This window comes from Marinobacter sediminum (assembly GCF_016820575.1).
GTDB classification, from domain to species: domain Bacteria; phylum Pseudomonadota; class Gammaproteobacteria; order Pseudomonadales; family Oleiphilaceae; genus Marinobacter; species Marinobacter sediminum.
Genome location: NZ_JAEMQH010000001.1, coordinates 1,349,138 through 1,369,008 on the forward strand (window position 1 = coordinate 1,349,138; position 19,871 = coordinate 1,369,008).

Genomic DNA, 19,871 nt, shown 5'->3' on the forward strand with positions numbered 1-19,871 from the left:
CTTGCTTGGTGTACGTAATACTACGTACGACCATATCAAAGTTTTTTGATATTCACTGATGTGGACGCGGGTTTCTGTCAGTCCGTGGTCTTCCAGAACTCCCGAACCTGTATCTGAAATCCGTTCCGAAGGCCGATGAACAGTTGTTCGCCTGCCTTTAATCCTGCCTCCGACGCCCAGGCGGTCAGCTCTTCCGGCTCAAAGCCGAGCCAGAGGTCACCGCAGTTTTCCTTGGCCCAGTCCTGGTCGTGGCTGCACAGTTCGCTAATCACCAAGCAGCCGCTGTTATTCATCAGTGCCGCCGCGTCCAGAAAAATATCCGCCGGGCTGGGCACGTGGTGCAGCACCATGTTGGCGACCACCAGATCAAAGGCATCGCCCCGGGCCAGCAGGGTATCGGTGACGCCCTCAATCAGGTCGACGTTATTAAGTCGCTGATCGATGCAGGTACGGGTGGCCTTGGCCAGCATGTCCCGGCTGTTATCCAGTGCAACGACATGACCGGACAGCTCCGACAGCACCTTCAGGAAGGCGCCTTCACCCGGGCCTATTTCCAGGGTGGTTTGCCACGGCTGCCGGGTGGCGCGCTTGCGCAGCAGTTCCGCTACCGGCTCGGCGTACAGGTCGAAGGCCGCAATCAGTTCCTGTTGCTCGCGGAATTGATCCGAATGCCGGGCAAAAAACACCTGCGACTGATCCGCCCGCTGGGTGCGGATGGCATCGATCTTCGCCTGCAGGTGCACCGGCAGAGGCACCTTGTCGACGGTTTCAAAGATCTGGCGGATGGTGTGATCCGTCAGCTTGTCGCTGTCCAGGTGTAGGGGGCGACGGTAAAAAATGGCGTTGCCTTCCCGCTGGGGCTCCAGCAGGCCAGCCTTGTGCATCACCTTTAAGTGGTGGCTCATGCCGGACTGGCGCATATCGAATAGCTGGCTCAGCTCCAGCACGCCAAAGGTGTCCCGGCGCAGCACGCGCAGAATCTCCAGGCGCAATGGATCCCCGCTTGCTTTGAAGATCGGGGCCAGGGCGTCCACAGAGGACTTTTCGTTCGCGTGCGTGTTCATGGATGTCATGGCTGCGAAGTGTAGGTGGCTTCGGGTGGTCATTCAATAGCCATATCAAAAAATTTTGATATAGATTTATCATTCTTTGAAATCAGTCCGTTTCGGGAATCCACAGCCGTAGTTTTCAACAATAGGGGTATGCCGATTTGCCCCGGCACACAGTAATCGGCGAAAATACGCGCCTCTTTTTTGAGCAGTTCGAATTCTTTCCTGAAAAATACTGGAGAAACGTCAATGCCGTCTCGTAAAGATCTCGCCAACGCCATTCGCGCGCTGAGCATGGATGCGGTTCAGAAAGCCAAGTCCGGCCACCCGGGTGCGCCCATGGGTATGGCGGATATCGCCGAGGTGCTGTGGAACGATTACCTGAGCCACAACCCGGCCAACCCTCAGTGGGCCAACCGTGACCGCTTCGTGCTGTCCAACGGGCATGGCTCCATGCTGCAGTATTCGCTGCTGCACCTGAGCGGTTATGACGTTTCCATCGAGGATCTGAAGAACTTCCGTCAACTGCACTCCAAGACCCCGGGGCACCCGGAGTACGGCTACACGCCGGGTGTTGAGACGACCACCGGGCCGCTGGGCCAGGGCATTGCCAACGCAGTTGGTTTTGCGATTGCTGAAAAGGCCATGGCCGCGCAATTTAACCGTCCGGGCCATGACATCGTGGACCACTACACCTATGCGTTCCTGGGCGATGGCTGCCTGATGGAAGGTATCTCCCACGAAGTCTCCTCGCTGGCAGGCACCCTGGGGCTTGGCAAGTTGATCATGTTCTACGATGACAACGGCATCTCCATCGACGGTGAAGTGGACGGCTGGTTCACCGACAATACCCCGCAGCGTTTCGAATCCTACGGCTGGCAAGTCATTCCGGCCGTTGATGGCCACGATGCCGACGCCATCCGCGCCGCCATCGAAGCTGGCCGTGCCAACACCGAGCAGCCAACACTGATCTGCTGCAAGACCGTGATTGGTTTCGGCTCTCCGAACAAACAGGGTAAAGAAAGCTGCCACGGCGCTCCGCTGGGCGAAGACGAAATCGCCCTGACCCGCGAGCAACTGGGCTGGGAACACGGCGCCTTCGAAATTCCGTCTGACATTGCTGCCGCCTGGAACGCCCGCGAGAAAGGTCAGGCTGTCCAGTCCGAGTGGGAACAGAAGTTTGCCGCTTACGAGCAGGCTGAGCCAGAGCTGGCGGCTGAGTTCAAGCGCCGGATGGCCGGCGAGCTGCCTGCCGATTTCTCAGAAAAAGCCCAGGCGTACATCCAGGAGTGCCAAGACAAGGGCGAGACCATCGCCAGCCGTAAGGCCTCCCAGAACACCCTGAACGCCTACGGGCCGCTGCTGCCGGAACTGCTGGGCGGTTCCGCCGACCTGGCCGGTTCCAACCTGACTATCTGGAGTGGCGTCGAAGGTCTGACCAAAGAAGACGCCAGCGGCAACTACATCTATTACGGTGTGCGTGAGTTTGGCATGGCCGCCATCATGAACGGCATCGCCCTGCACGGTGGCTTTGTGCCCTATGGCGCCACCTTCCTGATCTTCATGGAATACTGCCGCAACGCCGTGCGTATGGCGGCCCTGATGAAGCAGCGTTCGATCTTTGTCTTCACCCACGACTCCATCGGCCTGGGCGAAGATGGCCCCACGCACCAGCCGGTTGAGCAGCTCGCCAGCCTGCGTACCACGCCGAACATGAGCACCTGGCGCCCGGCCGACACCGTTGAATCTGCGGTCGCCTGGAAAGCAGCACTGGAGCGCAACGATGGCCCGACCGCCATGGTGTTCTCACGCCAGGGTTTGCCGGCCCAGGCACGTGATGCCCAGCAGCTGGCCGATGTGGCCAAGGGCGGTTACATCCTGTCCGACAGCGAAGGCAGCCCCGAGCTGATCCTGATCGCCACCGGTTCTGAAGTAGGCCTGGCACAGGATGCTGCCGCCAAGCTGCGGGAGCAGGGCAAGAGCATTCGTGTGGTTTCCATGCCCTCCACCGACGTATTCGATGCCCAGAGCGCCGAGTACAAGCAAAAGGTTCTGCCGCTGGATGTCACCAATCGCGTTGCCATCGAAGCCTCCATTGCTGACTACTGGTACAAGTACGTGGGTCTGGACGGACGCATTGTGGGCATGACCACCTTCGGCGAATCTGCGCCGGCCGGTGAGCTGTTCAAAGAGTTCGGCTTCACCGTCGACAACGTGCTGGAAGTGGCCTCAGAACTGCTGGAAGCCTGATGACCAAGTCCGCGCCGTTTCGAATTGCCATCAACGGGTACGGCCGCATTGGTCAGTGCGTGTTGCGTGCGCTTTATGAAAACGGTTTTCGCGATCACCTGCGGGTGGTCGCGATCAACGAACTCTCGGACATCGACACCATCGCCCACCTGACCCGTTATGATTCCACTCATGGCCGGTTTCGGGGCGAGATCGAGGTGCAAGGCCAGGACCTGATCGTCAATGGCGATCCCATTCGGGTGCTCAGCCACACGGAACCGGCCGAGCTGCCGTGGGATCAGCTCGATGTCGATCTGGTCCTCGAATGCTCCGGTGCATACTCCGACCGGGCCACAGCCGAGCGTCACCTGGATGCCGGCGCCAAGCGCCTGCTGTTTTCACAGCCCGCGGAATCAGACGTCGATCGCACCGTGGTCTTCGGCATCAACCAAGACCAGATCGCCGCGACCGACCGGATAGTGGCTGCTGGTTCCTGCACCACTAACTGCCTGGTGCCGGTCATTCAGGTGTTGGATGAGGCCTTTGGTGTCGAGCATGGCACCACGACAACCATCCATGCGGCGATGAACGACCAGCCGGTTATCGATGCCTACCATCACCAGGATTTGCGACGAACCCGTAGCGCCCTGCATAACATCGTGCCGGTCGATACCGGGCTTGCCCGGGGCATAGAGCGATTGCTGCCGCACATGCACGGCCGGTTCAGTTCTGTAGCCATGCGGGTCCCTACCCTGAATGTCTCCGCCATTGATATGGTAGTGAGCGTTGCTCAGGCCACCGACGTGACAGCCGTCAATGAGCTGCTGAAGAAGACAGCGGCCGGCTCACTGAAGGGTATTCTGGGATACACCGACGAACTGCTGGCCAGCTCCGATTTCAACCACGATGCCCATTCCGGCGTGGTGGATGGCGGCCAGACCCGCGTCACGGGCGGAACCATGGTGAAAGTATTGTGCTGGTTCGACAATGAGTGGGGCTTTGCGAACCGTATGCTCGACGTCAGCAAGAGCTGGTTAACCCATCATTCTTAATCTGAAATTTTGTTGAAGGGACGAACACTATGGCCATTAAGAAAATGACCGACCTGAACCTTGCCGGCAAGCGGGTTCTGATTCGCGAAGACCTGAACGTGCCAGTCAAAGACGGCAAGGTGTCCAGCGACGCCCGTATCCGCGCGTCACTGCCCACCATCAAGGCGGCCATGGAGGCAGGTGCCAAGGTCATGCTGATGTCCCATCTGGGTCGTCCGGAAGAAGGCGTGTACGACGAAGCCTCTTCCATGAAGCCGGTTGCGGATCATCTTTCCGGTGTTCTTGGTCAGGACGTTCGCCTGATCAAAGATTACCTGAACGGTGTTGAAGTCGCTGACGGCGAAGTGGTGCTGTTTGAGAACGTCCGCTTCAACAAAGGCGAAAAGAAAGACGACGAAGCACTGGCCAAGCAATACGCCGCCCTGTGCGATGTCTATGTAATGGACGCCTTCGGCACCGCCCACCGTGCCCAGGCGTCTACCCACGGTGTTGCCCGGTTCGCGCCGGAAGCTTGTGCCGGTCCGCTACTGGCCGCCGAGCTCGAAGCCCTGGAAAAGGCCCTGGACAAACCGGCCAAGCCAGTAGTCGCCATTGTTGGCGGTTCCAAGGTGTCTACCAAGCTGGACGTACTGAATGCCCTTGAGAAAGTGTGCGACCAGATCATCGTCGGTGGCGGCATCGCCAACACCTTCCTGGCCGCGGCTGGTCATCCGGTTGGCAAGTCCCTGTGCGAGCACGACCTGATCGACACCGCCAAGGACATCGCCGCCCGGGTCGAAATCCCGTTGCCGGTTGATGTCGTGGTTGCCAGCGAGTTCGCCGAAACAGCGACCGCAACCACCAAGAACATCGAAGACGTGACCGAAGACGACATGATCCTCGACGTTGGCCCGGTCACTGCCGGTCGCTTCGCCAAGGTTCTGAAAGATGCCAAGACCATCCTCTGGAATGGTCCGGTTGGCGTCTTTGAATTCGATCAGTTCGGTAACGGCACCAAGGCCCTGGCCAACGCCATTGCCCACAGCGACGCCTTCTCACTGGCCGGCGGTGGCGACACGGTGGCGGCCGTTGACAAATACGGCGTAGCTGACAAGATTTCGTACATTTCCACCGGTGGCGGTGCCTTCCTGGAGTTCGTAGAGGGCAAAACCCTGCCGGCAGTCGCTGTACTGGAAGAACGCGGCGCCGAGTAATAATCGGTTAAACCGAAAAGCAAGAATCGCAAGGAGGGTGGGGCTACAAGCTCGTGGAATCTCGGAGGCCAAGGATGGCCGGAGAGAAGCGCACATGGACGTGCTCGTAGCGGTTCCGCGAGCTTGTAGCCCCACCGTCCGCAGCAGACTCCCAAGTCTGCAAAACCAGTTTCTAAACCTGTAAATCCAAGCAAGGAGACAACCCATGGCCCTGATTTCGTTGCGGCAAATGCTGGACCACGCCGCCGAGCGTGGTTACGGTGTGCCAGCCTTTAACGTCAATAACCTCGAGCAGATGCGCGCCATCATGGAAGCGGCTGACAAGACCGACTCCCCGGTGATTGTTCAGGCGTCTGCCGGTGCCCGCAAGTATGCCGGAGCGCCATTCCTGCGCCACCTGATCCTCGCGGCTATTGAAGAGTTCCCGCACATCCCGGTTGCCATGCACCAGGATCACGGCACCAGCCCAGCCGTTTGCCAGCGCTCCATCCAGCTGGGCTTCAGCTCCGTGATGATGGACGGCTCCCTGGGTGAAGACGGCAAGACCCCGACCGACTACGAGTACAACGTCGACGTTACTCGCCGCACCGTAGAAATGGCCCACGCTTGTGGCGTTTCTGTTGAAGGCGAGCTGGGCTGCCTGGGCTCACTGGAAACCGGTCAGGCCGGTGAAGAAGACGGTATCGGTGCAGAAGGCACCCTGGATCACAGCCAGATGCTGACGGATCCGGAAGAAGCCGCCGACTTCGTCAAGAAGACCCACGTTGATGCCCTGGCCATCGCCATTGGCACCAGCCACGGCGCCTACAAGTTCACCCGTCCGCCGACTGGTGACATCCTGGCCATCGACCAGATCAAGGCCATCCACGCCCGCATCCCGGACACCCACCTGGTTATGCACGGCTCAAGCTCCGTACCCCAGGAGTGGCTGAAGATCATCAACGAATACGGTGGTCAGATCCCGGAAACCTACGGCGTTCCGGTTGAGGAAATCGTGGAGGGTATCAAGCACGGCGTGCGTAAGGTCAACATCGACACCGACCTGCGTCTGGCCAGCACTGGCGCGACCCGTCGCTTCCTGGCCGAAAACCCGGCCGAGTTCGATCCGCGCAAATTCCTGAAGGCCACCATGAAGGCCATGACGGACGTGTGCATCGACCGGTACGAAGCCTTTGGCACTGCCGGTAACGCCAGCCGGATCAAGCCGATCAACCTTGAACGGATGTTCGAGCGTTACGCCTCCGGCGAGCTGGATCCGAAGGTCAAATAAGCTCGGCAGAGCTTAAGAGACCGACGTCTGATAGGCCTCCGCATTGCGGAGGCCTTTTTCGTTGTGGCGCCAGGCCGCCAGGAAAATAGCCAGGCCGATGGCCGCCGTGGTTGCTCCTACATAGCCGGTGGATGACCAGCCATAGCCGGCGGTGATCGCCATGCCGGCCAGCCAGGGCCCAAGGGCGTTGGCGAGATTGAAGGCGCCGTGGTGTGAGGCCGCCGCCAGGGTTTGCGCGCCATGGGCGACGTCCATCAGGTGAGTCTGCAACGCCGGCCCCAGCGCGCCCATCATGGCTACCAGGAAACAGGCAGCCAGCAAGGCCGGCAGGGAACCTGTGGTGGACGGGAACGCCAGCAGGATGCAGGCGCTCAACAGCAGAATCACGCCCACCGCACGGAACCCCAGCCGGTCAAACAGCCAGCCCCCCAGCAGGTTGCCAATGAAGCCGCCGAGGCCAAACACTGCCAGACCGATAGGGATCCAGTATGGCGCCACCTCGGTAACCTCCAGCAGCGTGGGTGCCAGATAACTCAACACCGCGAACATGCCGGAAAAGCCGATGGCGCCGATGGCCAGTGCGAACCAGATGCCGGGCTTGTTGAACGCGCGGATCTCACTCAGGGAGCCCTGGCGCTGCTCGTTTGGATCCGGCGGCAGTACCGAGATCACCATGGTGAGGGTAACCACCGCAATCAGTCCAACAAACCCGTACACGTAACGCCAGTCCAGGGACTGACCGAGCCATGCGGCCAGCGGATTACCCAACAGCAGTGCCAGGGTCAGGCCCATCATCACCCTGGCCACCGCTTTGGCTCGCTGATGGGCAGGAACCAGAGATGCCGCCACCAGGGACGCGATGCCAAAATAGGCGCCGTGGGGCAAACCGGCGACGAACCGGGCAATCATCACCCCGGTGTAATCGTCTGCCAGGGCGCTGGCTAGATTTCCTACCGCGTAGAACGCCATCAGCCAGATCAGCAACTGACGCCGGAAAAAGCGGGCGCCGATGATCGCCAGAACCGGGGCGCCGACCACCACACCCAGCGCGTAAGCACTGATGAGGTGACCCACTTGTGGCTCTGTCACGCCGAGATCCTGGGACACGTTGGGCATCAGGCCCATGATGGCAAACTCCCCGGTGCCAATCGCAAAACCGCCTAGTGCCAAAGCGAATTCGATCAGAAAAATCTGGAGACGGGTCATCGATGCGCTGGTCAAAAAAACTCCCCTGTTACGGTCTGTCTGGCGAAACCCGACAGTTTGGCCCTTCAGGCCAGGAACGGCCATAAGGGCAACCACAGTGATACGCCGATTGATCCACCGCAAGTAACGCAAACCTGTTGCTTGTATTTCTGGAATCAACGACAACTATAAGTATCAGGGACAGACCGCTCTCAAACGTTAATGGGTAAGAGAATTCAATCGTTGGTCGTGTTTGGGGAACAATATGGACTTCAAGGACTATTACGCCGCGCTCGGTGTGAGTGAGTCTGCCTCCCCCGAGGAGATCAAAAAGGCCTATCGAAAACTGGCCCGCAAATACCATCCAGACGTCAGCAAAGAAGACAAAGCCGCCGACAAGTTCAAGGATGTGGGCGAGGCCTACGAGGTTCTTAAAGACCCGGAAAAACGGGCGGAATACGACCAGCTTCGTCAATACGGCACCCGGGCCGATGGCTCCTTCCAGCCGCCGCCGGGCTGGCAAAGTGCCTCTGGCTTTGGCGGTGGTGGCTACACCGATGCGGATACCCGCGAGTTCAGCGACTTCTTCGAGCAGATCTTTGGCGGCGGTCGCCGTGGTGGTGGTTTCTCGGGCGCCGGTTTCGGTGGCGGCGGCTTTCAACGAGACATGCGCATGCGGGGTGAGGATGTGCACGCCCGGCTGGCCTTGTTCCTGGAGGAGGTTTTTCAGGGCTGTGAAAAGAAAGTGACGTTTACCGTGCACGAGGCGGATAAACAGGGGCGGGTAAGGCCGCGGCAAAAGACCCTGAACGTCAAGATTCCTGCTGGCATGCGCGAAGGCCAGCATTTGCGCCTGAAGGGGCAGGGCTCACCGGGCTTTGGCGGCGGCGAAGCCGGCGACTTGTTGCTGGAAATCGAGTTGGCGCCACATCCCACCTTCACCGTGGAGGGCCGGGATGTTTTGGTGACGGTTCCGGTGGCGCCCTGGGAAGCGGCTTTGGGGGCGAGCATTACCGTACCGACCGTAGGGTCCAGGGTCACGGTGAAAGTTCCGAAAAACTCGTCCAGCGGTCGCAAGTTGAGACTCAAGGGTAAGGGGTTGCCCGGAAAACACCCTGGCGACCAGATCGTCACGCTTCAGATCGTGATGCCGGAGCAACACAGCAAGGAGGCGGAGCAGCTTTACCAGAAGCTGGCGGACGCCGAACAACCGTTCAATCCACGCAGCAAGCTGCACCTGTAATCCAGGAGTGACAGCATGGCCAGAAATGAGTCGGTGTTCACCATAGATGTGACTGCATCCAGGGCAACATTTTCTCTCCGGGAGATGTGCGAGCGCGGAGAGTGTCACGCGGAGCTGGTCGTCAAAATGGTTAGCTACGGCATTATTGAACCCATCGAATCCACGTCCGAGACACCGGAGCAGAGCTGGGAGTTTGATCTGGTGGCCCTGATGCGATTGCACAAGGCTATCCGCCTGCAGCGGGATCTGAAGCTGAACCTGCCAGGCCTGGCAATGTCGCTGGAGCTACTAGACGAGGTGGAATCCATGCGGCGCGACATCAGTCGCCTGCGTCAGCAACTGGCTGACCTGTCCACGGATCAGGGCGGCGGTTAACGGGCGAACGCCCTGAGTCACTTCTTGTTGGACAGCTGTTCAATTTCCGCGTAGATCTTCTCGGCCTCTTCCATCAGCGTCCCGTGAGTGCGGAGGTCTCCATTGCGTTGGGCATGCAGAGCCTTTTCCAGTTTCGCTTCATAGGCTTTCTGCAGCTTTTTCTTTGGATCACCTTTCAAAAATCCCAGCATGATTTTCCGCCTGTATTGTGTGATTACTCATACATCTACGGCCGCACGGCCGTAAAGATCACAAAAATTTCATGATCAAAAACTGGACACCGACGAATAATGGGATTAAATTCCCAAAAGATGGTTTGGGAAAATAATCCCATTTTAGTGGTTGGTTTATCCCTGACTGCCTACCGTCGCCCGATAACACTGGAGAAGAACGATGAAGCGCAAACCCTTAGCAATCGCAGTGAAACTGATCATGACCGGCTCCCTGGTTGGGGCCATTGCCGCGTGCGGCGGCGGTGGCGGCTCGGGGAGTTCCTCCGGTGGTGGCAGCTCTTCAGGCTCCAGTGTTGGCGCTGTCTCGGGTTTTGGCAGTGTTTATGTCAACGGCACCCGGTTTGAAACCGACGGCAGTGTGGTGAGCAACGATGGCCTGAGCCGAGAAGACCAGCTTGAAAAAGGCATGATCCTCAAGATCGATGGAGACTGGGACGATCGGGGCGAGGGCCGCGCGGACCAGATCACCTACGACGACACCCTCCGCGGCCCGGTTTCAGCGATGACTTGGGACGAATTGGCCAGTACCGGCACCCTGACGCTGCTCGGCCAGACTGTCACTCTGGATAGCAAAACGGTGTTCCGTGGCGCCACGCCAACGGTCATTGCCGGCAACCCAACAGGCTACCGGGTCCGAATCAGTGGCTGGCGTATGGACGATGGCAGCTTCCGTGCGAGCTATGTTGGTGCTCGGGCGTTAGGAGACGACTTTGATGACGTCAATGAGGTCGAAATCGAGGGTGTCGTCGCCAATCTGGACGCCAGCGCCGAAACCTTCACCATCAATGGCTTCCTGATTAATTACACCAGCGCGGTCGGCGATGACGACTTCTCCCTGGACGATCTGGCCAACGACATTGTCGTGGAAGTTGAAGGTTTCTTGGACGGCACCACCATCATAGCCGAGGAAATCGACGATGAGGACGATCTGTTTGATAACGATGACGACGTCGAGATCTCCGGAACCATCTACGACTTCGACGCCGCCAGCGGCCGGTTCTCCCTGAATGGGGTCCGGGTACAAATCAACGGCGATACCGAATTCGACGATCTCGGGGCAGACAGCCTTGCCGATGGACTGTTCGTGAAAGTGGAAGGGGAAGCGGTCAACGGCGTTCTGGTTGCCGAAGAGATCGAGGGCCGGGAGTCTGACGCCGAGCTGGATGGCCGTATTGAATCCATCGATCTGGACAACGAATCCATGATCGTGAGTGGGGTGCGCGTTCAGTTAACCGGCAATACCCTGATCGATGACGACGACAGCGGCGAGGATAGCCGCCGTAGCCGTGCCCAGGACATCGAGAGTCTGCAGGTGGGTGACTATCTGGAGGTTGAAGGCCGCCAGCAAGGCACTGAGGGTGGGTTCCTCGAAGCCATCAGCATCGAGCGCGAAGACAGCGATGAGGATGGCGATTTCGAACTCGAAGCCCGGGTAACCGTAATTGGCACCGATTCCATTACCATCATGAACCTTGAGGTGCTGCGCAGTAACTTCAGCCTGTCCGGGGCCCAGGTGGGTGATGAAGTGGAAATCGGCTATCGCCTGACCACTGGCGGGCAGTACGAACTGACCGGCAATGTCGAAGTCGATAGCAGTGGCGACAGCTCTGAGGGTTAAGCAGCGAGTGCCAATCCTGGCCGGTATACGCCGGCCAGGATTTCTGGCTTTTCCAATCGCTATGGGAATACAATCCCAAATATGAAAAAGACCACCCCCCTAAATCAAGCGCTCTACCGCATTCTGCGTCCTCTGGCGAGGTTGCTGCTCAGGAACGGCATTCCCTTCGGGGAATTCTCAGAGCTGGTGAAGCGCGCCTACGTGGAGGCCGCCCTCGAGGATTTTGACGACGGCCGTCGCAAACCCACGGATTCCCGCGCGGCCGTGATGACCGGGCTGACCCGCAAGGAAGTAAAGCGTCAGCGGGAGATTCTGGTAGGGCAGAGCCCGGGAGCGGGCGATGGGCTGCATGCCAACCGGGCATCGCGGGTGGTGTCGGGCTGGGTCCACGATGCGGCCTTTCAGACCAAAGACGGAGAGCCAGCCATGCTGGCCTTCGACGGACAGCTGAGCTTCAGCGAACTGGTCAAACGGTTTAGCGGTGATATGCCACCCCGGGCCGTGCTCGATGAGCTGCTGCGGGTCGGCGTGGTTTCGGTGGATGCGGAATCGGGCAAGCTGGCGCTGCAACAGAGGGCGTATGTACCGGCCGGAGACAGCGAGGAAATGCTCCAGATTTTCGGCGAGGACGTCTCCGATCTCATCGCAACCATTGATCACAACCTGGTTCGCGACGAATCCGGGCAGCCGCCACGGTTTCAGAGAACCCTGACCTACAACAACATCCCGCCGGAAGTAATGGACCGCTGGCGCAAGCACGCCGCTGCCCAGTCCCAAGCATTGCTGGAACAGCTGGATAGATGGCTGGGGCCGCACGATCGGGATATTTCCGGGCACAAGCCTGACAGCGAGTGCGTGGATTCCGTCCGCACCGGTGTCGGCATATTCATGTTCGAAGAACGCGCCGGCAAAGGCTCAAAACAGAAATAACGGCATTCACTACAGGGCTTGAGTGATGCCACTTAACAGTGACCGGCCAGTAACGCCGGGACGGGAGAGAACAGGTATGAAACGGCAACTCCGCAACCGTATTTTCGGGCTGGCCGCCGGCACAGTCGCTTTCGGCGTGATCTCCGCCTGCGGAGGCGGTGGTGGCGGCCTGAGCGTTGCCGATGGTGGCATCCGGGGCACCGGCTCAAGCGTTGGGCCGGTTTCAGGATTCGGGAGCGTGTTCGTCAACGGGGTTAAGTTCAGCACCGACGGCATTCCGAACCAGACGGTGGAAAGCGACGATGGCATTGAGTTTGAGACCGATCTCAGCAAGGGCATGATTCTCCGGATCGAAGGCCAGTGGCGCGATGATGGCACCGGCACTGCTGATCGGCTGATCTACGACGATACCCTGCGTGGCCCGGTGGATCAGGTGGATGCCGATCCAAGCGGTGCCGGTGAATTCGTAACCCTGACGGTCATGGGCCAGACGGTGCTGGTTGACCGTCAGACCGTGGTGCGCGGCACCACCTATGCCACCCTGCTCAGCGGTGCGGCCATCAGCGATCATGTGCGCGTAAGCGCTTGGCGCCAGCCTGATGGCTCCTACCGAGCCGGCTACATCGAAACGATCGCGGTGAATGCCACCGACGTGGAACTGGAGGGCAGGGTATCCGCAGTGGATACCTCACAGAACCGGTTCACCATCGGCACCATCACCGTCGAGTACGATGAGTTGAGTGTTAACTTCGGTTCCGGGCTGACCGAATCGGATCTGACCACCACCACCGTGCTCGAAGTCGAGGGCAGTCTGGCTGGCACCGTGTTGACCGCCAGTAGCATCGACCGGGACGACGCCCGCCGGTTCAGCCGCAATGCCGGCGACGACATTCAATTGACCGCGACCATCGATACCTCCTATAGCCCGTCCGGGACCGCCGCACGGCCCGGAGAGTTCCGCATTGGGGAACTGACCGTCAGAGTGACGGACGCCACCGAACTGGACGACGACCTGGAGGTCTCGGATCTGAACGAAGGGCTCTTGGTCCAGGTTGAGGGGCAGTTCCTGTCGGATACCGTGGTCGAGGCTGAGGAAATCGAGCTTCGGGACGGCAATGCCAAAGTTGAGGGCGTGATTACCTCGGCCGCAGACAACGCTTTCGTCATTGGCGGTGTCGAAGTGCGGGTGTTACCGACCACGGCGCTGACTGTTGAAGATGGCTCCGACATATCGTTCGAGACCTTGCCCATCGGCACCACGACCGTAGAAGTCGAGGGCGTCGAGAAGCAGCAGGGCACCGAGGTCTTTATCGAAGCGCTGAAAGTCGAGGTGGACGATGAACTCACCAGTCCCGCTGATCGAAACCAGTATGAGCTGGAGGGCAAGCTTGCCGCTATCTCCCCCAGCGCCATTACGATCCTCGGTGTGACCATCGACGCCACTTCCGCAAGCTATGCCGACAATTCTCAGGCCGACATCATTAGCCGTTTTGGCAATGGTGAGGTGCTGGTTCTGGAGGTCGAATATTCGCGGGACGGGAACAATTTCACGGCCGTCGAAATTGAGCTTGAGGAAAACGATGACGACTGACTACAAAACCCGTACATAAATACGGCCCAATCCGGCCCGGGTTTTGCTATACATACGGAAAACAAGCACAGCAGGGATGCTTGTATCGGTTGCAGAGGAAGCACCAAGCACACACGCTAGCGGAGTCCGTATGTCATTTCATTCCCTGCAGCGGCTGATCTCGAGCCGTCTGCTTCGGCCGGTGTTCATCGTTCTGGTGGTTGCCGGCCTGGTTCAGGTGGTCGTCAGCCAATGGCTGATTTCCAGTCAGGTCGAGCGTTTGGTCGACACCGCAGGGGCCGCCCTTGAGGCCAGCAGCCGGCAGGTCAGTGCCTCCTTCGGTAACACCCGCGAAGATGTCCGCTCCCGCCTGCAGACCATGCGGCAGACAACCACGGAGGAGCTGTCTGCCGAGCTCACCCGTCAGCAGACCGCTCAGCAGGAACGCGTTGCAGGGAATGTCCGTTCTGCCGTAATGGCGGAAGCTCAGGGGTTGGCCGACGTACTTGCGGCGGTTGCTGCCCCGCTGATCTGGGATCGCGATGTGCCCCGCCTGACCGATCTGGTAGAGCTGGCGGACGCCCGCGAATCGGTGTTGTTCGCGGTTTATTACGACCAGTACGGCGATCGCCTGACCCGCTATGTGGACCGGACGGATGACCGAGTGCGCACCTTAATGGGGCAGGGTGAGGGCCGTGGTGCGGCAAATCGTGTCCTGGATGCGGCAAGTCGTGACCCCAATGTCGTGATCGTCACGGCCGACATTGCGCCTCAGGGGTCAGCAATTGGCCAGTTAAAACTGGGCTTATCGCTGGAGGGGATCAATCGAGACCTGACCGCTCTGGAGCAAGAATTCAGCGCCACCATCACCGGTAGTATCGATGCGTTGCGCGACACGCTGGAATCGGAGACCGAGCAGGTTAATCAGCGTCTTCAGCAGCAATTGTCCGGAATGGACGCGGACACCCAGTCCAGAATTCAAAGCACGGTAGAAGCCCTGAATGTCGAGGCTTCCAGTCTTGCGGCAAATCTTTCCCTGCTGGCTATCGGGTCGGTCGTGGTTCTGATCCTGCTGATGGCGCTGGTGTTGGGCGGCGGACTCTTGCCCCGGGTGTTTCGACTGAATACTGCGATCTGGGATATCGCCGACGGCGAGGCCGATCTGACCCGCCGGGTATCCCTCAAAGGCAAGGACGAGCTGACCGAAATGGCGCGCGGCATGAACCAGTTCATTGCCCGGATTCAGGAGTTGGTGTCCGATGTGAAGGCGTCTGCCGAATCTGCCGCCGGTCAGGCCCGGGAGCAGGGCGAGATCAGCCAGGACGCAGTTGCTGCGGTGAATCATCAGCAGCGGGAAGTGGCTGAGGTGTCCGAAACCATGGCCGCCATGTCACAGAGTATCTCGGAAGTGGCGGACAGCATTCAGGAAGTAGCTGGCTCGGTGCAGACCATCGGCGCCGAGAGCGAGGCCACGGCCGAGATCTCCCGGGATGTGCGTGAGCGTCTGGATGCGGTGGTGCGACAGGTTGAGAAAGCGGTTGAGGCGGTGAACGCGCTCAACACTCAGAGCACCGAGATAACGTCGGTGCTGTCGGTGATTGGCGCGATTGCCGAACAGACCAACCTGCTGGCACTAAACGCCGCAATAGAAGCGGCGCGGGCCGGGGAGTCCGGTCGCGGCTTTGCCGTGGTGGCGGATGAGGTGCGCACGCTGGCCAGCCGTACCCAGGAGTCCACCACGGAAATCGAAGGCATCATTGCGCGCCTGCAGCGTGGCAGCCATGAGGCAGTGTCGGTGATCGATCAGGTGTCGGGACAGGTTGCCGATTCCTCAACCGAGTTCCGCAAGGCCGACGAGCACTTCGAGGAGATCAATCAGTTGCTGGGCAACCTACAGGAGCGGGCGCTGACTATCTCCTCAGTCGCCGAACAGGAAGGGCGTCATGCCGGCAAGGTCAGCGTCAGTGTCGAGGACATCGCCCGTTCGTCCGAAACCACCGTTGAAGCCATCCACCGGTCTGACAATGCCAGTCAGAAGATTGGTGAGTTGCTGGCAGCGCTTCAGGCTAAAGCTTCCCAGTTCCGGGTTTAACCAGTTCCGGGTTTAACTCGGGCAGGGTGAACAAGATCGGGCACTTTCGGGTGCCCGTTTCTGTTATTGGCTCAGGCGCGAATGGGCTTGGGCGTATTCCGCCTTCAGGCGATTAACCAGGGCCTGCACACTGACCACATCGTGAATCTGGCTCACGCCCTGGCCGGCGGACCAAACTGTTTTCCAGGCCTTGGCCTCATCGCTTACCGGTTTCAGCTTCTCACCATAATTGATCTCACCGGCCTGGTTCAGTTTATCCATCGGGTAACCGGCGGCTTCCAGACTCTGGCGCATGAAGCTGGCGGGTATGCCCGAGACCACCGGGGTGTGGATGATGTCCGCCGACACCGCCTCAATAATCATGTTGCGGTAAGCGTCCTCAGCCTGGGACTCCTCGGTGTTGATGAACCGGGTGCCCAGGTAAGCCAGATCGGCACCCATGGCCTGCGCCGCCAACAGGTCTTCACCGTGGGACAGGCCGCCGGCCAGCAGGATGATGCCGTCGAACACCTCGCGGATCTCATGCACCAGCACAAACGGGTTAATGGTGCCGGCATGGCCACCGGCCCCGGCTGCCACCGCAATAATGCCATCAACGCCGGCTTCCGCCGCCTTGCGGGCATGGTGCTGGTTGGTAACATCGTGGAACACTAACCCGCCATAGCTGTGCACCGCATCCACCACCTGGCTAGCCGCCCCGAGGGATGTGATCACGATGGGCACCTGGTGCTTCACGCATAACTCCAGGTCTGCCTGCCAGCGCGGGTTGGTGCGATGCACGATCAGGTTGACGGCATAAGGAGCTACTTGTGCCGATGGATTTTGCTGGCGGAAACGTTCGAGCTCACCGTTCATCTGCTCAAGCCAGCTTTCGAAGCCTTCACTGGTGCGCTGGTTCAGGGCAGGAAAACTGCCAACCACGCCTTCCTTGCAACAGGCCAGGGCCAGCTCGGGGCCGGAGATCAGAAACATGGGTGCCGCCACCAGGGGCAGGGAGAGCTGATTGGCAAGAGATGCAGGTAAGGCCATGAGTTTTCCTTAATTTTTGTTGGAACTTTTTTAAGTTATAAAGGATCTTAGCTTGCCTCGGTGGCCCTGAAAACGGCAGCCAACGATCGAATTTCCGGAAATTTCTTTCACACAATACCTAACGAACAAGAAGGAGCCCGCAATGGGTGAAGCCAAACGTCGCAAGGAAACCGGCGCGCCAGCGCCCCGTAAAGCAAGCAATAAGCCCCTGTATATCGGGGTAACCTTGCTGGTCCTGGTGGCTGTTGTATTGGGACTGTTCTTTCTCACTGCACAGCCGGAGCCCACGTCTGACGAGCTACCGGTGGCGGGCGCTAACGCCGATCCGTTCCCGGCTGAACTGGACCAGTACGGTGTCTCTGTAGGGCCGGAGGACGCACCGGTGGTGGTGCGCGAGTTTGCCGATTATCAGTGTCCTGCCTGTGGCCGGTTCTCGGATGCCAGCCAGAAGCTGAAAGAACAGTACGTCGACTCCGGTAAGGTGCGTTTTGTCTTTTTTGACCTGCCCCTCCAGCAGCACCAGAACGCCATGCCAGCGGCCATGGCCGCCCGTTGCGCCGGCGATCAGAACGGATACTGGGACATGCACGATCAGCTGTTTGATGCCCAGACTGAGTGGAGCAGCTCAGGCGATCCGGTGGAAACCTTCAGCCGATATGCGGGGGATCTGGGTCTGGACGAGCGGCGCTTTCGTCGGTGTATGACCACCGAACTGCACCGCGAAGACGTCGAACAGAGCCGCCGCGTGGCCATGCAGCTGCGGGTTAGCAGTACCCCAACGGTACTGGTGGACAACATTCGCCTGACTCGTCCCGGTTGGGGCCAGCTGTCGGCTGTGGTTGAGCGCGAGCTGAATAGCGCGGCACAATAAGCAGTCGATAGAGGCCGCTAAATGTGGGCGCTGCGGTCAGCCCGCACTTGATTGCAGGTCAGAGTTGGTTAAAATTTGCGCCCTCTCTGGCTTGCGCCGTTGAGCCAATGACCAAACCTATGCTCCGGATTTACGGTCCGGCCCGCAGGAGATATTGATGAGCAATGACGTTGTTGTCTGTGCGCTGTATAAGTTCGCAGTCCTGAATGATTACAAGACCCTTCGCCAGCCGTTGCTGGACCTTATGCTTGAGAAAGACGTGCACGGCACCCTTTTGCTGGCCCGGGAGGGCATTAATGGCACCATCGCCGGAAGCCGCGAAGGCGTTGATACCATCAAGGCCTGGCTCGGAAACGATGAGCGTTTCGATGGCATCGATTACAAAGAATCCTTCGTCGATATCCAGCCGTTCAAACGCACCAAGGTGAAGCTGAAGAAAGAGATTGTCACTATGGGTGTGGAGGGCATCGACCCGAAACGTACCGTTGGCACCTACGTCGATCCCAAAGAGTGGAACAGCCTCATCTCTGACCCCGACGTGGTACTGGTGGATACCCGCAACCAGTACGAAGTCGAGATAGGCACTTTCCAGAATGCCGTTAACCCGGCCACCGATACCTTTCGTGAGTTCCCGGAGTACGTGAAGCAGAACCTCGATCCTTCGAAGCACAAGAAGGTCGCCATGTTCTGTACTGGCGGTATTCGTTGTGAAAAATCCACCGCGTACCTGAAAGAGCAGGGCTTTGATGAGGTGTACCATCTGAAAGGCGGCATCCTGAAGTATCTGGAAGAGGTGCCGGAAGAGCAGAGCCTGTGGCAGGGCGAGTGTTTTGTTTTCGACGACCGGGTGACGGTGAACCATGCGCTTGAGCGTGGTGACTACGATCAGTGTCACGCCTGCCGCCGGCCGATCACAGAAGACGACAAGCAGCGTCCGGAGTTCGAACAGGGTGTTAGCTGTCACCAGTGTATCGACACGTTGACGGAAGAACAGAAAGCGCGCTTCGCTGAGCGTGAGCGTCAGATGCGCCTGGCTGAACAGCGGGGCGAAACCCATGTGGGCGGTGAGGCGGCGCGCATCATTGCCGAGCGCAAGGCTCGGAAAAAAGCCGAGCGTCAGCAACACGCCCAGAAAAGTCTGGCCGGAGAATCTGCCCGGAATACCTAGGGTACCTGAGCCGGCGGAGAGGGAGAGGTTATGGAACTCAGAAAAGCAGTCGCGGTTGCCTTAATCGGGGCTGCGTCGCTGGCCCAGGCAAGTGACGACGATAAAGTGGGCGCGGAGTTCGAGCTGGGCGTTTTGATGACGTCTGGCAATACCGAGGAAACCAACTTTAACAGCCGGTTCGCGATTACTCAGGAGTCCAGGCGCTGGCGGAACAGCGCGGAGCTGAGTGCCCGGCACACTGAGGCTGAGGACGAAACCACGGCGGAGCAGTACCGAGCGGAGGGCGAAACCAACTACAAGTTTGACGAGCGCCAGTACTGGTTTCTGCGTGGCTCCTGGGAAGACGATCGTTTTTCCGGTTACGCCTTCGAGTCGTCAATCACCGGCGGTTACGGTAATCGGCTCTGGGAATCCGGTAAGCGCTCATTCTGGAGCGTGTCCACCGGTCTGGGTTACCGGTACAACCGGCTGGATGAACCGGATGACGAGGGTAACGAGAAGGAAGACTCGGTTATCGCCCGTTTCGCCACGCAACTGGACTATGCTCTGTCAGATCGTGCCCTGTTTCGTCAGAAGCTCAGCACCGAAGTTGGTCTGGAGGAAAACAACACCATCAGCGAGTCTGAAACCGCCTTGCAGGCGAACGTGGTTGGGAACCTGTCCATGAAAACTGCGTTTCGGGTGAAGCACGTTTCCGATCCACCCGAGGGTAAGGAACGGACTGACACGGAAACGGCGATCACCCTGCTATACACCTTCTAAGC

Annotated in this window: 17 protein-coding genes; 13 read left to right on the plus strand and 4 right to left on the minus strand. The window is 59.2% G+C overall.

What is annotated here, in order from left to right; translation table 11 throughout:
* Positions 1-77 precede the first annotated feature (77 nt).
* Entirely contained in the window at positions 78-1,073 is a 996-nt protein-coding gene (locus FGO67_RS05995; RefSeq protein ID WP_203299985.1) for an ArsR/SmtB family transcription factor, read from the minus strand.
* A 225-nt stretch (positions 1,074-1,298) separates the two neighbouring features.
* Between FGO67_RS05995 and tkt the strand changes: the two genes are divergently transcribed.
* The 4 genes from tkt (at position 1,299) to fba (ending at position 6,793) form a co-directional block, all read left to right on the plus strand.
* Positions 1,299-3,299 (plus strand): transketolase, encoded by a 2,001-nt coding sequence (tkt, locus tag FGO67_RS06000; protein WP_203299754.1) that lies wholly within the window; start codon positions 1,299-1,301, stop codon positions 3,297-3,299.
* Positions 3,299-4,330 carry a type I glyceraldehyde-3-phosphate dehydrogenase gene (gap, locus tag FGO67_RS06005; protein ID WP_203299755.1) on the plus strand — a complete coding sequence of 344 codons (1,032 nt, stop codon included), beginning with the start codon at positions 3,299-3,301 and terminating at the stop codon, positions 4,328-4,330. The genes tkt and gap overlap by 1 nt, the downstream gene beginning before the upstream one ends.
* A 29-nt stretch (positions 4,331-4,359) precedes the next feature.
* On the plus strand, positions 4,360-5,523 hold the full coding sequence (locus FGO67_RS06010; RefSeq protein ID WP_203299756.1) for a phosphoglycerate kinase: 1,164 nt from the start codon (positions 4,360-4,362) through the stop codon (positions 5,521-5,523).
* A gap of 205 nt (positions 5,524-5,728) precedes the next feature.
* The gene (fba, locus tag FGO67_RS06015; RefSeq protein WP_203299757.1) at positions 5,729-6,793 is read left to right on the plus strand and encodes a class II fructose-bisphosphate aldolase; all 1,065 of its coding nucleotides are present in this window, start codon (positions 5,729-5,731) and stop codon (positions 6,791-6,793) included.
* A 12-nt stretch (positions 6,794-6,805) separates the two neighbouring features.
* Here fba and FGO67_RS06020 read toward each other — a convergent pair whose 3' ends face one another.
* Positions 6,806-7,999 (minus strand): MFS transporter, encoded by a 1,194-nt coding sequence (locus FGO67_RS06020; protein ID WP_238942282.1) that lies wholly within the window; start codon positions 7,997-7,999, stop codon positions 6,806-6,808.
* A gap of 244 nt (positions 8,000-8,243) precedes the next feature.
* On the opposite strand from FGO67_RS06020, the gene FGO67_RS06025 reads away from it, so the two are divergent.
* Positions 8,244-9,221 (plus strand): DnaJ C-terminal domain-containing protein, encoded by a 978-nt coding sequence (locus tag FGO67_RS06025; protein WP_203299759.1) that lies wholly within the window; start codon positions 8,244-8,246, stop codon positions 9,219-9,221.
* A gap of 15 nt (positions 9,222-9,236) precedes the next feature.
* Positions 9,237-9,596, plus strand: coding sequence for a chaperone modulator CbpM (locus FGO67_RS06030; protein ID WP_203299760.1), 360 nt, complete (start codon positions 9,237-9,239; stop codon positions 9,594-9,596).
* 17 nt (positions 9,597-9,613) lie between these two features.
* On the opposite strand, the gene FGO67_RS06035 is transcribed toward FGO67_RS06030, so the two are convergent.
* The gene (locus FGO67_RS06035) at positions 9,614-9,787 is read right to left on the minus strand and encodes a DUF6435 family protein (protein ID WP_203299761.1); all 174 of its coding nucleotides are present in this window, start codon (positions 9,785-9,787) and stop codon (positions 9,614-9,616) included.
* 202 nt (positions 9,788-9,989) lie between these two features.
* On the opposite strand from FGO67_RS06035, the gene FGO67_RS06040 reads away from it, so the two are divergent.
* From FGO67_RS06040 to FGO67_RS06055, 4 genes are all read left to right on the plus strand, one after another.
* Entirely contained in the window at positions 9,990-11,447 is a 1,458-nt protein-coding gene (locus FGO67_RS06040) for a DUF5666 domain-containing protein (protein ID WP_203299762.1), read from the plus strand.
* Between the two features lie 81 nt (positions 11,448-11,528).
* Positions 11,529-12,377 carry a DUF6502 family protein gene (locus FGO67_RS06045; RefSeq protein ID WP_203299763.1) on the plus strand — a complete coding sequence of 283 codons (849 nt, stop codon included), beginning with the start codon at positions 11,529-11,531 and terminating at the stop codon, positions 12,375-12,377.
* A 76-nt stretch (positions 12,378-12,453) separates the two neighbouring features.
* Positions 12,454-13,968, plus strand: a complete 1,515-nt coding sequence (locus tag FGO67_RS06050; RefSeq protein WP_203299764.1) for a DUF5666 domain-containing protein — start codon at positions 12,454-12,456, stop codon at positions 13,966-13,968.
* Positions 13,969-14,098: 130 nt separating this feature from the next.
* Positions 14,099-16,039, plus strand: a complete 1,941-nt coding sequence (locus FGO67_RS06055; RefSeq protein WP_203299765.1) for a methyl-accepting chemotaxis protein — start codon at positions 14,099-14,101, stop codon at positions 16,037-16,039.
* 63 nt (positions 16,040-16,102) lie between these two features.
* Here the strand turns inward: FGO67_RS06055 and FGO67_RS06060 are convergent, their stop codons facing one another.
* The gene (locus FGO67_RS06060; RefSeq protein WP_203299766.1) at positions 16,103-17,068 is read right to left on the minus strand and encodes an NAD(P)H-dependent flavin oxidoreductase; all 966 of its coding nucleotides are present in this window, start codon (positions 17,066-17,068) and stop codon (positions 16,103-16,105) included.
* 142 nt (positions 17,069-17,210) lie between these two features.
* Here FGO67_RS06060 and FGO67_RS06065 point away from each other — a divergent pair, with 142 nt between their 5' ends.
* The 3 genes from FGO67_RS06065 to FGO67_RS06075 all read left to right on the plus strand — a co-directional run bounded on the left by FGO67_RS06065 (position 17,211) and on the right by FGO67_RS06075 (position 19,869).
* Complete coding sequence (locus FGO67_RS06065) at positions 17,211-17,939, plus strand: DsbA family protein (RefSeq protein WP_203299767.1); 729 nt, start codon at positions 17,211-17,213, stop codon at positions 17,937-17,939.
* Positions 17,940-18,096: 157 nt separating this feature from the next.
* The gene (trhO, locus tag FGO67_RS06070) at positions 18,097-19,107 is read left to right on the plus strand and encodes an oxygen-dependent tRNA uridine(34) hydroxylase TrhO (RefSeq protein ID WP_203299768.1); all 1,011 of its coding nucleotides are present in this window, start codon (positions 18,097-18,099) and stop codon (positions 19,105-19,107) included.
* A 30-nt stretch (positions 19,108-19,137) separates the two neighbouring features.
* Positions 19,138-19,869: a DUF481 domain-containing protein gene (locus FGO67_RS06075; RefSeq protein WP_203299769.1), complete on the plus strand. Its 732-nt coding sequence runs from the start codon at positions 19,138-19,140 to the stop codon at positions 19,867-19,869.
* The last annotated feature ends 2 nt before the right edge of the window (positions 19,870-19,871 follow it).

Coding starts and splice junctions, on each gene's coding strand:
- FGO67_RS06030 (WP_203299760.1), top strand. CDS start 9,237: ATGGCCAGAAATGAGTCGGTGTTCACCATAGATGTGACTGCATCCAGG.
- FGO67_RS06075 (WP_203299769.1), top strand. CDS start 19,138: ATGGAACTCAGAAAAGCAGTCGCGGTTGCCTTAATCGGGGCTGCGTCG.
- FGO67_RS06025 (WP_203299759.1), top strand. CDS start 8,244: ATGGACTTCAAGGACTATTACGCCGCGCTCGGTGTGAGTGAGTCTGCC.
- FGO67_RS06045 (WP_203299763.1), top strand. CDS start 11,529: ATGAAAAAGACCACCCCCCTAAATCAAGCGCTCTACCGCATTCTGCGT.
- FGO67_RS06010 (WP_203299756.1), top strand. CDS start 4,360: ATGGCCATTAAGAAAATGACCGACCTGAACCTTGCCGGCAAGCGGGTT.
- FGO67_RS06035 (WP_203299761.1), bottom strand. CDS start 9,787: ATGCTGGGATTTTTGAAAGGTGATCCAAAGAAAAAGCTGCAGAAAGCC.
- FGO67_RS06040 (WP_203299762.1), top strand. CDS start 9,990: ATGAAGCGCAAACCCTTAGCAATCGCAGTGAAACTGATCATGACCGGC.
- FGO67_RS06065 (WP_203299767.1), top strand. CDS start 17,211: ATGGGTGAAGCCAAACGTCGCAAGGAAACCGGCGCGCCAGCGCCCCGT.
- fba (WP_203299757.1), top strand. CDS start 5,729: ATGGCCCTGATTTCGTTGCGGCAAATGCTGGACCACGCCGCCGAGCGT.
- tkt (WP_203299754.1), top strand. CDS start 1,299: ATGCCGTCTCGTAAAGATCTCGCCAACGCCATTCGCGCGCTGAGCATG.
- FGO67_RS06060 (WP_203299766.1), bottom strand. CDS start 17,068: ATGGCCTTACCTGCATCTCTTGCCAATCAGCTCTCCCTGCCCCTGGTG.
- FGO67_RS05995 (WP_203299985.1), bottom strand. CDS start 1,073: ATGACATCCATGAACACGCACGCGAACGAAAAGTCCTCTGTGGACGCC.
- FGO67_RS06020 (WP_238942282.1), bottom strand. CDS start 7,999: ATGACCCGTCTCCAGATTTTTCTGATCGAATTCGCTTTGGCACTAGGC.
- FGO67_RS06055 (WP_203299765.1), top strand. CDS start 14,099: ATGTCATTTCATTCCCTGCAGCGGCTGATCTCGAGCCGTCTGCTTCGG.
- FGO67_RS06050 (WP_203299764.1), top strand. CDS start 12,454: ATGAAACGGCAACTCCGCAACCGTATTTTCGGGCTGGCCGCCGGCACA.
- trhO (WP_203299768.1), top strand. CDS start 18,097: ATGAGCAATGACGTTGTTGTCTGTGCGCTGTATAAGTTCGCAGTCCTG.
- gap (WP_203299755.1), top strand. CDS start 3,299: ATGACCAAGTCCGCGCCGTTTCGAATTGCCATCAACGGGTACGGCCGC.